Raw genomic sequence first — 13,839 nt, 5'->3', positions numbered from 1 at the left:
AGATGCGCTCAGCGCATGTCTGGCCCCTTAGTCTGCAATCGGGCGATTTTCACCCAAGCCGGGGGGGATGGACACCTCCAGCACCGCGCGCGGCCAACTGACCTCGACCAGTGCCCCGACGGCGCTGGTGCCGTTGGCAAAGGTGAGGTCAGCCCCCGAGCGTTCCAGCAGCGTCTTGGCGATGAAGAGGCCCAGCCCCATCCCCTCGTAGCCGGGCCGTCGCGGATCGGGCGCGGTGGCGCGGCGCCTGATGAAGGGCTCGCCGATGCGCCCGATCATGTCGGGGGGAAAGCCGCGCCCGTCATCCATGATCCGAAGGGTGATGCGGTCCTCGGTCCAGCGGGTCTCTATGGCGACGGTCTCGCGGGCGAAATCGACGGCATTCTGCACAAGGTTGCGCAACCCGTGGATGATCTCGGGACGGCGCAGGACGGTGGGCTGCGTCATCGGATCGGCCGGGCCGCCATGATCGAAGCGGATGTCCTTGCCGCGCCCGACATGCGGCTCTGCGGCCTCTTCCACCAGCGCGGTGAGCGGCGCGCGGCGCAGATGCAGATCGTCCTTGCCGGCGCGGCCCATGGAACGAAGGATATCGCGGCAGCGATCCGCCTGCGCGCGAATGAGCAGCGCATCCTCGCGCAAGTCGGGGCGGTCCTCCAGTTCCTCGGCCAACTCCGCGCTGGTGAGCTTGATCGTGGCCAGAGGCGTGCCAAGCTCGTGCGCCGCCGCTGCCACCACGCCGCCCAGATCGGTCAGCTTCTGCTCGCGCGCGAGCGCCATTTGCGTGGCCTGAAGCGCGTCGGACATGGCGCGCATCTCCTGTACGATCCGGCGGGAATAGACCCCGAGAAACACCACCGCGATGACGATGGCGACCCAGTTGCCGAAGCGGAACACGTCGGGCACCATGAGCACAACGCCCTCTTCCGTGCGCAGCGGCAGGTAGAATTGCATCAGAAGCGTCACGATGATGATGGCCGTGACACCCAGAAACAGCGTCGCCCGCCCCGAGAGCGCCGAGGCCGAGACGGTGACGGGCCCGACAATGAGGATGGAAAACGGATTGTTCATCCCGCCGGTGAGATAAAGCAGAAGCGCCAGTTGCAGCATGTCGAAAAGCACGACCAGAAGGGTGTCATCCTCCGACAACCGTTTGGTTTCGGAAAAAACGAAACCGGCCACGAGGTTCGAGACCACGGACACGCCGATCACCAGAAAACACAGGCCAAGCTCCAGATCGAGGTGATAGACCCGGTCGGCGACGATCAGGGCGCTGGCCTGCCCGACAATGGCCCACCAGCGCAAGAGGATGAGCGTGCGCAGCCGGATGAGCGGGCTGGCGGGGCGGGGTGAGAGCGGATCGGGAGAGATATCGGTCATCTGCGCGCGAAGGTCCCGTTGTGTCTGGGGCAGGAGGTGTTACATCTAGCTTGCACTCAGGATGCAAGGAGGCAAGCCGTTCCGATGACCCGGATGATCGCAATCGCCGCAGCCGTGATCGTCGTTGCCGCCCTCGGCGCGACTTGGCTGATGACCATGGGCAGCGCGCCCGAGGACCGGTTCGCGCAATGCCGCGCCTCGAACGTGGCGGGCGGCGTGGCGCAGATCGGCGGGCCGTTCGAGCTTGTGAGCGAGACCGGAGAGACGGTGACCGACGCGCAGGTGATCGACCAGCCCGCGTTGATCTACTTCGGCTACACCTTCTGCCCCGACGTGTGCCCGCTCGATTCCGCGCGCAATGCCGAGGCTGTCGATCTGCTTGAAGAGACGGGGCAAATCGTGAAGCCCGTGTTCATCTCGATCGACCCCGCGCGCGATACACCCGAGGTTCTGGCGGAGTGGACCGATTACCTGCATCCCCGGCTGCTTGGTCTGACAGGCAGCGAAGAGCAGGTGCGCGCCGCAAGCCGCGCCTATCGCACCTATTTTCAGGCGCATCCCCCCAAGGAAGGCGAGGAAGAGTTTTATCTCGTGGATCATTCGACCATGAGCTATCTCACCCTGCCGGAGCACGGTTTCGTCGAGTTCTTCCGCCGTGATGCAACGCCCGAAGAGGTGGCGGAGCGGGTGCAGTGCTTTATCGACGCGGCGAAGTGACGCGATTGTTTTGACGCGGGAAACCGGGCGGGCTAGAACCGTTTGCACGAACAGGCGCATGGGGGAGGCCCGCGATGACCGAGGAAACGCTCGATATCGGCGAGGACAAGTCGCTTTTGCTGGTCGATGACGATGAGGCCTTTCTGAAACGGCTGGCCAAGGCGATGGAAAAGCGCGGTTTCGAGGTCGAGACGGCGGGTTCGGTCGCTGCGGGGCGCGCGATTGCCACGGCGCGCCCGCCTGCCTATGCGGTCTGCGATCTGCGGCTCGAGGATGGAAACGGGCTGGATGTGGTGGAGGTGATCCGCGACAGGCGGCCCGATGCCCGCATCGTGGTGCTGACCGGGTATGGCGCGATTGCCACGGCGGTGGCGGCGGTCAAGATCGGGGCGACGGATTATCTGTCGAAGCCCGCTGATGCGACCGATATCACCAATGCGCTCTTGTCCAACGGATCCGATCTGCCGCCGCCGCCCGAGAACCCGATGAGCGCGGATCGGGTGCGCTGGGAGCATATCCAGCGGGTCTATGAGCTGTGCGACCGCAATGTGTCCGAGACGGCGCGGCGGCTCAACATGCACCGGCGAACCTTGCAGCGGATCCTTGCGAAACGCTCGCCGAAGTAAGCACGCCAGTTTGATTGTTGCGTATAAGGCAACAGTTCCATGAATCTTAATGGTTTGTTCGGGCTAAGGGTTGTATTAACCTGTCTCGAATAGTGTTTTGCGCAGAAAACTGCGCGGAGGCGGAGCAGGGTGGGAATTTGGCAATCATACCGGATGCGGCTTCGGCGCAAACGGGCCAAGGTCCGCGCCTTTCGCAAGCATTTCTCGTTGCGTCCGGTGGCCGATCGCACGGGCCATATCAATCCCGGTGACGTGCTGCTGTTTTCGACGCTGCGGGACGAATATGTGCGCCTGCCCTATTTTCTTCAGTATTACCGTGACCTTGGCATCGGGCATTTCCTGATCGTGGATAATGACAGCAGCGATGGCGGCACCGACTATCTTGCGCGGCAGCCGGATGTCTCGCTCTGGACCACGAAGGCGAGTTACAAGCGCGCGCGCTTCGGGATCGACTGGCTCAACTGGTTGCAAGGGCGCTATGGCCATGGCCACTGGACGCTGGTGGTCGATCCTGACGAATTTTTCATCTACCCGTTCAGCGATACGCGTCCCATCCGCGCGCTGACCGACTGGCTGGATACCAGCCACGTCAAGAGCTTTGGCGCCATGTTGCTCGACATGTATCCCAAGGGGCGCATCGACGCGGTGCCCTATCGCGCGGGGCAGGACCCGATCGAGATTGCCGCCTGGTTCGATCCCGGCAATTACATGATCGAGAAGAACAAGCTTTACGGCAATCTCTGGATTCAGGGCGGGCCGCGCGCGCGGGTATTTTTCGCCGATAACCCGAAAAAGGCACCCGCGCTCAACAAGACGCCGCTGGTGCGCTGGGACCGGCGCTATGCCTATGACAGCTCGACCCATATGCTGCTTCCGCGCGGCCTGAACCTCACCTATGACGAATGGGGCGGCGAGCGGGCGAGCGGTATCCTGCTTCATGCCAAGTTTCTTGATACGTTCACGGCCAAGGCGGAAGAGGAACTGAGCCGCCGTCAGCATTACGCCGGCAGCGTCGAGTACAAGGCCTATGCAGAGCACGTTCGCCACAATCCCGAACTTTGGTGCAAATGGTCGGAAAAATATATAAACTGGCGGCAATTAGAGATCCTTGGGCTGATGTCCAAGGGCAACTGGGCATGAGGCAGGGAGCGGCGGGAAGATGACCCTTGGCATCGTCATGCTGGTGCATACGGCCTTTGGCCGGGCCGAACAGGTGGCGCGGCATTGGGCGGCGTCAGGCTGTCCTTTGGTGATCCATGTGGATCGCTCGGTGCCCAACAAGGCGTATAACGCCTTCGTCAAATCTCTGTCGGACGTGGCAGACCTGCGCTTTGCCAAGCGGCATCGCTGCGAATGGGGCATGTGGGGGTTGGTTGCGGCAACGCAGAACGCATCCAGCATCATGCTGCGCGAGTTTCCGCAGGTGCGCCATGTCTATCTCGCCTCCGGCTCGTGCCTGCCGCTGCGTCCGGTGCAGGAATTGATCGACTATCTCGCCGCCCGCCCGCATACCGATTTCATCGAGAGCGCGACGACGGCGGATGTGCCCTGGACGATCGGCGGGCTGGATGAGGAACGATTCACGCTGCGGTTTCCGTTCTCCTGGCGCAAGCACCGGTTTCTGTTCGACAAATATGTGGCGCTGCAACGGCTGGTCGGCTTCAGGCGGCGCATCCCCAACGGCATCGTCCCGCATATGGGAAGCCAGTGGTGGTGCCTGACGCGCCAGACCCTGTCGGCCATTCTCGAGGACCCCGAGCGCCCCGCCTATGACCGCTATTTCTCGAAGGTCTGGATCCCCGACGAGAGCTATTTCCAGACGCTGGCGCGGCAATATTCCCGCCAGATCGAGAGCCGGTCGCTCACGCTGTCGAAATTCGACTACCAGGGCAAGCCGCACATCTTCTACGACGATCACCTGCAACTCCTGCGGCGCTCGGATTGCTTTGTGGCGCGCAAGATCTGGCCCTTTGCCAACCGTCTGTACGAGGCTTTCCTGACCGATCCGGCGGGGGCGATGAACCGGACAGACCCGAACCCCGGCAAGATCGACCGCATCTTTGCCAAGGCGGTGGAGCGGCGCACGCGCGGGCGGCCGGGCCTCTACATGCAGAGCCGCTTTCCGGTCGAAGGGCGCGAGAACGGGCTGACCTGCGCGCCCTATTCGGTCTTTGAAGGGTTCAGCGATCTCTTTGAGAATTTCGAACCGTGGCTCGCGCGGATGACCGGGATGCGCGTGCATGGCCATATCTTCGCGCCCGAGCGGGCCGAGTTCGCCGACGGCCAGCGGATCATGGCCGGCGCACTCTCGGACAGCGCGGCGCTGCGCGACTACAACCCGCACGCCTTTCTTGCCAGCCTGATCTGGAACACACGCGGCGAGCGGCAATGTTTCATGCTGGGCCCCAATGACATCTTCGAGGAGGTGGAATGGGCCATGGCCAAGGATGCCAATGCCCAGATTTCGGTGATTTCCGGGGCCTGGGCGGTGCCGCTGTTTCAGTCCAACTCCAATTTCTCCGACATCCGGCGCGAGGCGGCGCGGCTGCAACAGCGCGAGGCGGATCACCTCAAGGTGCTGCGCTCGCAATGGGTGCGGGCAAGGGTGCGGATCTGGACCATGGCGGAATTCATCGAATCGCCGATGGAGCCGTTGCAGAGCATCCTTGACGAGATCGGCAAGGCCAATCCGCGCGGTCTGGCCGAGGTGCCGCGCATGGCGGACGTCACGGGCTTTGGCCAGTTTCTCCAGAACCTCAAGAACCAAGGGATGCACCCCTATCTGATGGGCGATTTCAGCGCCGAGGCGGGGCTGCACCAGCCGCCCGAGGGGCAGCGCAAACCGTATCTGGTGCGGTAGGCCGGTATGGGATCGCAGTTCGATTATTTCGTGATCTTCGCGGAAATGCGCACGGGGTCCAATTTTCTGGAAACCAATCTCAACGCCTTTGACGGAATCACCTGTCATGGCGAGGCGTTCAACCCGCATTTCATCGGCTATCCCAACCGCACCGAGATCCTTGGCCTGACGCAGGCGCAGCGCGACGAGGAGCCCGCGCGCCTGATCGGGGCAATAAAGGGGCAGACGGCGGGCATCGGCGGGTTTCGCTATTTCCACGATCATGATCCGCGTGTGTTTGATCTGGTGATCGAAGATCCGCGCTGCGCCAAGATCGTGCTGACGCGCAACCCGGTGGACAGCTATGTGTCGCGGAAGATTGCGCAGGCGACCGGGCAATGGAAGCTGACCAATATCAAACGGCGTCGTGACAGCACAGTGACGTTCGACCCGGATGAGTTCGAGCGGCACCTGGCGGAATTGCAGGCGTTTCAGGTGATGTTGCTCAACCGCCTCCAGACCTCTGGGCAGACGGCGTTCTATGTCCATTACGACGATTTGCAGAGTGTCGAGGTGATGAACGGGCTGGCGCGCTATCTGGGCTGTGCTGCGCGGCTCGAGGCGCTGGACGCGTCGCTGAAGCCGCAGAATCCAGAGCCGCTGGAAAGCAAGGTCGAGAATTACGAGGTGATGACGCGCGCATTGGCCCGGCAGGACATGTTCGATCTCTCGCGCAGTCCCAATTTCGAGCCGAGGCGCGGCGCGGCGGTGCCGGGGTTTGTCAGCGCCGCGCGCGCGCCACTGCTCTATATGCCGGTGCATTCGGGGCCGGTGGCGGAGGTGTGCGCCTGGCTCGCCGCGCTGGACGGTGTGGCGGTGGAGACCTTGCCCACCAAGCTCAATCAGAGTGCGCTCCGGCGCTGGATGCGGCGCAAGCCGGGGCATCGCCGCTTTACCGTGCTGCGCCACCCGGTTGCGCGCGCCCATGCGGCGTTTTGCGACAAGGTGCTGATCAAGGGACCGGGCTGTTACCGCGACATCCGGCGCACGCTGCGGCAGGCCTACAAGCTGCCGATCCCCGGCGGCTGGCCGGACGAGGGCTATGATCTGGCGGCGCACCGGGCGGCCTTCGTGGCCTTTTTGACGTTTCTCAAGGCCAATCTGGCCGGGCAGACCGCGCTTCGGGTCGATGCGCATTGGGCGACACAGGCGGCGCTGATTGAAGGCATGGCGCAATTTGGCGCGCCCGACGTGATTCTGCGTGAAAACGAGATGGGGCCTTGGCTCGGGGCGCTGGCGCGGCAGGCGGGCTATGCCAAACCTCCCGCACCGCCAAAGGCCCCGGCGCAACTGCCGTTCGATCTGGCCGACTTCTACGATGAGGACATCGAGCAGATGACGCGTGGGGTCTATCTGCGCGATTACATGCTGTTCGGGTTCCGCAACTGGCGCTGAGACCGGTCAGGCGGCCTGTGCCGCCTGCGCTGCGGTCACGATGGTGTAGAGCGTGGCCGACTCGCTGTTGGCGCGCAGCTTGGCGCAAAGCGACGGCTCGCGCAGGGTGCGCGAGACGAGTGCCAGTGCCTTGAGATGCTCCACCCCGGCATCGAGCGGCGCGAAGAGACCAAAGGCAATATCGACCGGCTGACGGTCAACCGCCTCGAACTCGATGGGCTTTTCGAGCACGACCAGAACGCCCACGACCTGTTCCAGCCCGTCGAGCCGGGCATGGGGCAGGGCAACGCCATGACCCACGCCCGTGGGCCCGAGGCTCTCGCGTTCCAGAAGCGCCTCGACGGCGGCGGAATGCGAGACGCCGTAAGCGGCCTCGACGAGCGCGCCCAGCTCGTTCATCAGGCGTTTCTTGCTGGTGACGCCTGACAAGGCACGCACCGCCTCGGGCTTGAGGAGCATGGGTATATCCATTTGCTGTGTGGTTCAGACAGGCGCGGGCGCCTGTCGCCTCCGATCAGGGGTCAATCCATCCGATATTGCCGTCCTCGCGACGGTATACGACATTGACCGATTCCTTGCCTTCCTTGCGAAACACCAGAACGGGCGCCCCTGCCAATTCCATCTGCATCACCGCCTCTCCGACCGAGAGCGAGGGAATCCGCGTCTCGATCTCGGCGACGATGATCGGTTGCAGGCTGTCGGGCTCCGCGTCCGGCTCTTCGTCACTCGCGGCGAGGATATAGGAGGAAGCGCCGAAGAGTTCAACCGGCTCCGCGCGGTCGCGGTGATGATCCTTGAGACGGCGCTTGTAGCGGCGCAACTGCTTTTCCATCTTCTCGGCGCAGGCGTCAAAGGCGGCGTAGATTTCATGAGCCTTGGCACGCGCCTGCGCCGTCAGACCGGTGGAAAGATGCACGACCGCCTCGCAGGAAAACTCGCTCGCGATGCGGGAAAAGGTGACCTGTGCGGCGGTCGGGCGTTCCGCGTATTTCGCCACGACGATGCCAAGCTGGTCCTTGACATGGGTTTGCAGGGCCTCGCCGATGTCGATCTGCTTTCCACTGATTTGGTAGCGCATCTTGCCTCCTTCATTTGACATACCGGTTGCGCTGCGGCCCGGATGGGGCGCGATCATCTCCGGCTTATGATGCTGATATGGGACAAGTGTTGATAGTCTGCGAACCCCGGCCCAAGGCGCGGGCGCGGTCCGGAAGTCGGGGCGCGATCACCACTTGTCATGCCCCAATTGACGCCCGTCTCGGTCCGTTTGTCAATCTATTTGCGGTCCGGGGGCAGCGATGATGCGGGCGCACGGTCAGGAGATGCGAAAGCTGTCGCCGAGATAGACCCGGCGCACATTCTCGTTCTCCACCACATCGCGCGGCGTGCCGGACATGAGCACGCGACCGTCATGCAGGATATAGGCGCGGTCCACGATTTCGAGGGTTTCGCGGACGTTGTGATCGGTGATCAGCACGCCGATGCCGCGTTTCTTCAGATCGGCGACGAGGTGCCGGATATCGTTGACCGAAATCGGATCGACCCCGGCGAAAGGCTCATCAAGCAGCAGGTAGCGCGGATTGGCGGCAAGGCAGCGTGCGATTTCCACGCGCCGCCGTTCGCCCCCCGAGAGCGCCATCGCCGGTGCGCGGCGCAGATGCTCGATGGAAAATTCCGAAAGAAGTTGCTCCAGCCTCTCGCGCCGCCGCGCGCGCTTGGGCTCGGCGATGTCGAGAATCGCCGTGATGTTGTCCTCGACCGAGAGGCCGCGAAAGATCGACATTTCCTGCGGAAGATAGCCGATGCCCAGCTTGGCGCGGCGATACATCGGCAGGGTGGTCACATCCCGCCCGTCGATATAGATATGGCCGCCCTCGGGATGGATCAGCCCCGCGATCGCGTAGAATGTCGTGGTCTTGCCCGAGCCGTTGGGACCCAGAAGCGCCACCACCTCGCCCTGTGCCAGGTCGAGCGAGACGTCGCGGATCACGATCTTTTTCTTGTAGCTCTTGCGCAGGTTGACGATCCGCAGTCCGGGCGCGTCATTGCTGTGGGCAAGGGTCAGGGTCGGTGCGGTCACTGGTTTTCCTGCGGTCTCAGGATCGTCTTGACGCGGCCCGTCACCTGCGCGGTGCCGGCGTTGGTATCCACGATGACCGTATCGCCGGAAATGGCGCTTGTGCCCTGCACCAGCATCACATTGCCCCGCAACTCGATCATGCCGGTGCCGAGGTTGTAGGCCGCGTCCTGCGCCTCTGCCGCATCCTCGCCGCTGGTCAGGGTCACGCCGCCCGAGGCCTCAAGCGTCTCTATCCCGCTGCGATCCGGCAGGTAGACGACCCGCACACGCGGCGCGGCGAGGCGCATGTCGCCCTGCGCGATCACCACGGAGCCGGTGAAGAGCGCGGAATTGTCGTTCTGATCGACGCTGAGCGCATCCGATGAAACCTCGACCGGGGCGGCGCGATCCCGCGTGCCCTGACCAAAGGAAAATGCACCCGCCTGTGCCATGGCAAGGCCGGGCAGGCAGGATAAAACCGCGACGGCGGCAAACCGGTTCAGGAAAGTCACTGATCTATGTCCCCAGATGATTGCGGCAGGTATATCAGCACGACCCCCCCGGTGAAAAGCACTTCGGCTGTGTCGGTCTCGGCGTTGTGATGCAAAAGCATCTGTCCCGCCTCGATCGTGCCGATCGGCCCCGTGGCCCGCACCGCGCCCGCGCTCTCGGCGTGGAGCACATCGAGCCGCGCATCGAGCCGCTCGGTGTCGATCTCATAGCCGGTGGTTGTGGTGATGTGCACGCCGCCCAGCAAGGCTGCGGTCATCGCCGCCTGATCGACCCGCGCCGCGTCGGCGCGTAAGGCGATCACGGTGCCACCCGAAAGCCGCATCTCGCCGCGCACCTGATCGGCACTGATCCGGTCGGTGCTGTTCGCATCGGGGCGGGCCATATCGGCGGCGATGGTAACCTCGTCGCCTTTTGCCGTGACCCCCGCGAAACTGGGGCTGGTGACGCCCATTTCCTGCGCGCGCTTCTCAAGGTCGATCTCGGAAAGCTGCACGGATCTGGAGGGGTCGATGGTGCGCGAGATGAGAAACAGCGTCGATAAAAGCCCGAGTGCGGCCAGCGGCAGCAGGATCTTCATCCCCGCCACGATCCGCGAATAGGTGTTGTCCGCCCGCGCCATGGCTCAATGCGCGAAGATGTCGGTCTCGGGCCAGCCCGCAAGATCGAGCCGCGCGCGCATGGGCAGGAAATCGAAACACGCCTGCGCGAGGTCCGTGCGCCCCTCGCGGGCGAGCATCGTGTCGAGCCGGTCGCGCAGGGCATGGAGATAAAGCACATCGGAGGCGGCGTAATCGAGCTGCGCCGCGCTGAGCGCATCCGAACCCCAATCAGAGCTTTGCTGCTGCTTGGAAATGTCCACGCCGAGAAGCTCCTGCAACAGGTATTTCAGCCCGTGCCGGTCGGTATAGGTGCGGATGAGTTTCGAGGCGATCTTGGTGCAATAGACCGGGGCTGCGAGCGCGCCGAAGGCGTGATACATCGCGGCTATGTCGAAGCGCCCGAAATGAAACAGCTTGAGCGTATCGGGGTCGGTCAGAAGCCGCTCCAGATTGGGCGCGCTTGTCTGCCCCATGGCCACCTGCACCAGATGGGCGTGGCCGTCGCCGTCTGAGAGTTGCACCACGCAGAGCCGGTCGCGCAGCGGGTTGAGGCCCATCGTCTCGCAGTCAATGGCCACGACAGGGCCAAGGTGAAGCCCGTCGGGCAGGTCGCCTTGATGAAGATGGTTCGCCATGAGATGCCTTGATGCCCGCTCTGGGATGCTGTCGGGATGGATATATCCTGTCTGATTAGGCGCTTTCCGTCCCTGCCTCAACCCGGATATGGGCGCGGCCGGGCATGAAATCCAGTCGCGTGCGCGCCGATCCGGCTTGCGATTGCACCGCCCCTCGGCCACAACAGGGCGCGACCGAGTAAAGGAGCCTGCATGAGCCGCCCCGAGACCACCCCGCCCCGCGCCGCCGATCATCTGGCGCGACGTCTCTTTGAGGCCGGATGCCGCCATGCCTTCGGCATGCCGGGGGGCGAGGTTCTGACGGTGATGGATGCGCTGGCACGCGCCGGGATCGAGGTGACATTGGCGCGGCACGAGAATGCGGCGGCATTCATGGCCGAGGGCGTGTGGCAGCGCACCGGCGCGCCGGGGATTCTGGTGGCGACGCTGGGGCCGGGGGTGTTGAACGGGGTCAACGCGATTGCCAACGCGCATCAGGACCGGGTGCCGCTCATTGTGATTTCCGGCTGCGTCGATGCCGATGAGGCGCTGACCTATACCCATCAGATTCTCGATCACGAGGCGGTTCTGGCACCGATCACCAAGGCGACCTTTCGCCTGACTGCGAAGGGGGCCGACATCATCGCCGACAAGGCCGTGGGCATCGCCACCGAAGGGAGGCCCGGCCCCGTGCATATCGACGTGCCGATTTCCGTGGCCGATGAGCGCGTGAGCCTGCCGCGTCTGCGCCGGCGTCCCGACGCGGTGCAGATGGTGCCCGCCGCCCCGCAAGGGCCGCGCGACTGGCTGGCCGGGGCAGAGCGCCCGGTGATGATCGTGGGCCTCGATGCGGTGAACGAGGCGGCGGGGGCGGCGATTCTGGAGGTCGCCGAACGCCTGAACATTCCGGTGATCACCAGCTACAAGGCCAAGGGGATCATCCCCGAGACGCATCCGCTGTGCCTTGGGGGGGCGGGCCTCTCTCCCTTGGCCGATGGCATTCTCGTGCCGCTGGTGCAACAGGCCGATCTGATCCTCTGCGTGGGCTATGATCCCATCGAGATGCGCCCCGGCTGGCGCGAGATATGGGACCCGGCGGCGGTCAACGTGATCGACATCGCCGCCGTGCCGAATGACCAATACATGCATCAGGCGACGATGAATATCGTGGGGGGCTGCGCGCCGTCGCTGGCGGCGATTGCCGAGGGGGTCGCCCCTCGGGCCACATGGTCCGGCGGTGAGGTGGCAGAGGTGCGCGCGGCGCTGGCGCAGGCATTTCCCACTGGCGATGACTGGGGCGCTGCCGCCGTCATCGCCGAGGCGCGTGCCGTGCTGCCCGAGGAGACGATCATCACCGTCGACAGTGGAGCGCATCGTATCCTCTTGTCGCAGATGTGGACAACGCATCACCCGCGCAGCGTTCTGCAATCGACGGCACTTTGCACGATGGGTTGCGCCGTGCCGCTGGCGATGGGGGCGAAACTGGCCACGCCCGAGGCCACCGTGGTCAGCTTTTCCGGCGATGCCGGCTTCCTGATGGTGGCGGGGGAACTCTCGACCGTGGCGGAATTGAACCTGCCGGTGATCTTCGTCGTTTTCGTCGATGCAAGCCTCGCGCTCATCGAGAAGAAGCAGCGCGAGCGGCAGATGGTCAATCTCGCGGTCGATTTCGGCCATCACGATTTTGCCGCCATCGGGCGCGCCTTTGGCGGCCATGGCGTGCGGGTGTCGAACCGGGCGGAGTTGCGCGCCGCCTTGCAGGCCGCGCAGCAGGCCGACCGCTTTACCGTCATCGCCGCCGAGATCGACCGCGGCTCTTATGACAACCGCATCTGAGGAGGTGCCCATGCCCGGCCCGCTTGATGGCCTTGTCGTTCTCGACCTGAGCCGGATTCTGGCCGGTCCCACCTGCACGCAGCTTCTGGGCGATCTGGGGGCGGAGGTGCTCAAGATCGAGAGCCTTCAGGGCGACGACACGCGCGGCTGGGGGCCGCCCTTTGCGCTCGATCCCGACGGCAAGCCCACCGATCTTTCGGCCTATTTCATGTCCTCCAACCGCAACAAGAAATCCGTGGCGGTGGATCTGACCGACGGGCAGGTGCAAAAGGCCCTGCACGCGCTGGCGGGCCGCGCCGATGTGGTGATCGAGAATTTCAAACCGGGTGGTTTGCGCAAATACGGGCTCGATCACGAGACGCTGTGTGCGGCGTATCCGGGCCTTGTCTATTGCTCGATCTCCGGTTTCGGCCAGACCGGGCCGAACCGCGACAAGCCGGGCTATGACCTGATGGCCCAAGGCTTTGCCGGGATCATGTCGATCACCGGCGAGGCGCAGGGAGAGCCGATGAAGGTGGGCGTGGGCGTGGCCGATATCGTCTGCGGGCTTTATGCGGCGACCGGCATCCTTGCTGCGTTGCGCCACCGGGACGCGACCGGCGAGGGGCAGCATATCGACATCGCGCTGGTCGATGCGACGCTGTCGTGGTTGACCAATCAGGGGCTGAACTATCTCACCTCCGGCATTTCACCCACGCGGGCGGGCAATGCCCATCCCAATATCGTGCCCTATCAGGTCTTTGCCACCGCTGACGGCCATGTGATTGTCGCGGTCGGCAATGACAGCCAATATGTCCGGTTTTGTGACTATCTGGGGCAACCGGGCTGGGCCACTGACCCGCGCTTTGCCACCAACACCGCGCGTCTGGCCAATCGAGATGTGCTCGTGCCGATGCTCGCCGGGGTTCTGGCAGGCCGGACCATGCAGGACGTGATCGAGGGGCTTGAGGCACGCAAGGTTCCGGTCGGTCCGGTCAACACGATCGAGCAGGCGCTCGAGAGCGAACAGGCGCGGGCGCGCGGCATGACCGTGACGCTGCCTGCGCCGCAGACCGCCAAGGGCGAGGTGCGCCTGATCGGCAATCCGCTCAAGTTTTCGCGCACACCGGTGAGCTATCGGTCTGCACCCCCGTCCACAGGGGCGGATACCGAAACGGTGCTGCGGCGGTTGAAGGACGATCTGTAACCGTCGCTCGCGGCC

At 64.1% G+C, this 13,839-nt stretch carries 14 protein-coding genes; 7 read left to right on the top strand and 7 right to left on the bottom strand.

Going from position 1 to position 13,839, the window contains the following annotated elements:
• Window positions 1-27: 27 nt before the first annotated feature.
• Window positions 28-1,380: a sensor histidine kinase RegB gene (regB, locus tag ACSSV8_RS03960; RefSeq protein WP_354540283.1), complete on the bottom strand. Its 1,353-nt coding sequence runs from the start codon at window positions 1,378-1,380 to the stop codon at window positions 28-30.
• 84 nt (window positions 1,381-1,464) lie between these two features.
• Here regB and ACSSV8_RS03955 point away from each other — a divergent pair, with 84 nt between their 5' ends.
• The 5 genes from ACSSV8_RS03955 to ACSSV8_RS03935 all read left to right on the top strand — a co-directional run bounded on the left by ACSSV8_RS03955 (window position 1,465) and on the right by ACSSV8_RS03935 (window position 7,017).
• The gene (locus ACSSV8_RS03955; RefSeq protein WP_454281581.1) at window positions 1,465-2,097 is read left to right on the top strand and encodes an SCO family protein; all 633 of its coding nucleotides are present in this window, start codon (window positions 1,465-1,467) and stop codon (window positions 2,095-2,097) included.
• 74 nt (window positions 2,098-2,171) lie between these two features.
• Window positions 2,172-2,723 (top strand): ActR/PrrA/RegA family redox response regulator transcription factor, encoded by a 552-nt coding sequence (locus tag ACSSV8_RS03950; protein WP_454281580.1) that lies wholly within the window; start codon window positions 2,172-2,174, stop codon window positions 2,721-2,723.
• A 153-nt stretch (window positions 2,724-2,876) separates the two neighbouring features.
• Window positions 2,877-3,863, top strand: a complete 987-nt coding sequence (locus tag ACSSV8_RS03945) for a glycosyltransferase family 2 protein (protein WP_354540286.1) — start codon at window positions 2,877-2,879, stop codon at window positions 3,861-3,863.
• Window positions 3,864-3,882: 19 nt separating this feature from the next.
• Complete coding sequence (locus ACSSV8_RS03940; RefSeq protein WP_354540287.1) at window positions 3,883-5,583, top strand: DUF5927 domain-containing protein; 1,701 nt, start codon at window positions 3,883-3,885, stop codon at window positions 5,581-5,583.
• A 6-nt stretch (window positions 5,584-5,589) separates the two neighbouring features.
• Complete coding sequence (locus ACSSV8_RS03935; RefSeq protein ID WP_454281579.1) at window positions 5,590-7,017, top strand: nodulation protein NodH; 1,428 nt, start codon at window positions 5,590-5,592, stop codon at window positions 7,015-7,017.
• A gap of 6 nt (window positions 7,018-7,023) precedes the next feature.
• Here ACSSV8_RS03935 and ACSSV8_RS03930 read toward each other — a convergent pair whose 3' ends face one another.
• The 6 genes from ACSSV8_RS03930 to ACSSV8_RS03905 form a co-directional block, all read right to left on the bottom strand.
• On the bottom strand, window positions 7,024-7,488 hold the full coding sequence (locus ACSSV8_RS03930) for a PTS sugar transporter subunit IIA (protein ID WP_354540289.1): 465 nt from the start codon (window positions 7,486-7,488) through the stop codon (window positions 7,024-7,026).
• Between the two features lie 43 nt (window positions 7,489-7,531).
• Window positions 7,532-8,095 (bottom strand): ribosome hibernation-promoting factor, HPF/YfiA family, encoded by a 564-nt coding sequence (hpf, locus tag ACSSV8_RS03925; protein ID WP_354540290.1) that lies wholly within the window; start codon window positions 8,093-8,095, stop codon window positions 7,532-7,534.
• Window positions 8,096-8,332: 237 nt separating this feature from the next.
• Window positions 8,333-9,097 (bottom strand): LPS export ABC transporter ATP-binding protein, encoded by a 765-nt coding sequence (lptB, locus tag ACSSV8_RS03920; RefSeq protein WP_454281578.1) that lies wholly within the window; start codon window positions 9,095-9,097, stop codon window positions 8,333-8,335.
• Window positions 9,094-9,588, bottom strand: coding sequence for a lipopolysaccharide transport periplasmic protein LptA (gene lptA / locus ACSSV8_RS03915; protein WP_454281577.1), 495 nt, complete (start codon window positions 9,586-9,588; stop codon window positions 9,094-9,096). Before lptA ends, lptB begins: the two co-directional genes overlap by 4 nt.
• Window positions 9,585-10,208, bottom strand: a complete 624-nt coding sequence (locus tag ACSSV8_RS03910; RefSeq protein WP_454281576.1) for an LPS export ABC transporter periplasmic protein LptC — start codon at window positions 10,206-10,208, stop codon at window positions 9,585-9,587. Before ACSSV8_RS03910 ends, lptA begins: the two co-directional genes overlap by 4 nt.
• A gap of 3 nt (window positions 10,209-10,211) precedes the next feature.
• Window positions 10,212-10,823: a ribonuclease D gene (locus ACSSV8_RS03905; protein WP_454281575.1), complete on the bottom strand. Its 612-nt coding sequence runs from the start codon at window positions 10,821-10,823 to the stop codon at window positions 10,212-10,214.
• A 192-nt stretch (window positions 10,824-11,015) separates the two neighbouring features.
• On the opposite strand from ACSSV8_RS03905, the gene ACSSV8_RS03900 reads away from it, so the two are divergent.
• Both ACSSV8_RS03900 and ACSSV8_RS03895 read left to right on the top strand, forming a co-directional pair.
• A complete protein-coding gene (locus tag ACSSV8_RS03900; RefSeq protein ID WP_454281574.1) occupies window positions 11,016-12,638 on the top strand; it encodes a thiamine pyrophosphate-binding protein in 1,623 nt (540 codons plus the stop codon).
• Window positions 12,639-12,648: 10 nt separating this feature from the next.
• Window positions 12,649-13,824 carry a CaiB/BaiF CoA transferase family protein gene (locus ACSSV8_RS03895; RefSeq protein ID WP_454281573.1) on the top strand — a complete coding sequence of 392 codons (1,176 nt, stop codon included), beginning with the start codon at window positions 12,649-12,651 and terminating at the stop codon, window positions 13,822-13,824.
• The last annotated feature ends 15 nt before the right edge of the window (window positions 13,825-13,839 follow it).

The organism is Roseovarius sp. MBR-79, assembly GCF_053628555.1.
The sequence above is the reverse complement of the archived record's forward strand: the minus strand, read 5'-3'. Positions and strand labels throughout refer to the sequence as shown.

Excerpts from the sequence above, each read along its gene's own strand:
- regB (WP_354540283.1), bottom strand. The coding sequence starts at position 1,380 with ATGACCGATATCTCTCCCGATCCGCTCTCACCCCGCCCCGCCAGCCCG.
- ACSSV8_RS03955 (WP_454281581.1), top strand. The coding sequence starts at position 1,465 with ATGACCCGGATGATCGCAATCGCCGCAGCCGTGATCGTCGTTGCCGCC.
- ACSSV8_RS03950 (WP_454281580.1), top strand. The coding sequence starts at position 2,172 with ATGACCGAGGAAACGCTCGATATCGGCGAGGACAAGTCGCTTTTGCTG.
- ACSSV8_RS03945 (WP_354540286.1), top strand. The coding sequence starts at position 2,877 with ATGCGGCTTCGGCGCAAACGGGCCAAGGTCCGCGCCTTTCGCAAGCAT.
- ACSSV8_RS03940 (WP_354540287.1), top strand. The coding sequence starts at position 3,883 with ATGACCCTTGGCATCGTCATGCTGGTGCATACGGCCTTTGGCCGGGCC.
- ACSSV8_RS03935 (WP_454281579.1), top strand. The coding sequence starts at position 5,590 with ATGGGATCGCAGTTCGATTATTTCGTGATCTTCGCGGAAATGCGCACG.
- ACSSV8_RS03930 (WP_354540289.1), bottom strand. The coding sequence starts at position 7,488 with ATGGATATACCCATGCTCCTCAAGCCCGAGGCGGTGCGTGCCTTGTCA.
- hpf (WP_354540290.1), bottom strand. The coding sequence starts at position 8,095 with ATGCGCTACCAAATCAGTGGAAAGCAGATCGACATCGGCGAGGCCCTG.
- ACSSV8_RS03910 (WP_454281576.1), bottom strand. The coding sequence starts at position 10,208 with ATGGCGCGGGCGGACAACACCTATTCGCGGATCGTGGCGGGGATGAAG.
- ACSSV8_RS03905 (WP_454281575.1), bottom strand. The coding sequence starts at position 10,823 with ATGGCGAACCATCTTCATCAAGGCGACCTGCCCGACGGGCTTCACCTT.
- ACSSV8_RS03900 (WP_454281574.1), top strand. The coding sequence starts at position 11,016 with ATGAGCCGCCCCGAGACCACCCCGCCCCGCGCCGCCGATCATCTGGCG.
- ACSSV8_RS03895 (WP_454281573.1), top strand. The coding sequence starts at position 12,649 with ATGCCCGGCCCGCTTGATGGCCTTGTCGTTCTCGACCTGAGCCGGATT.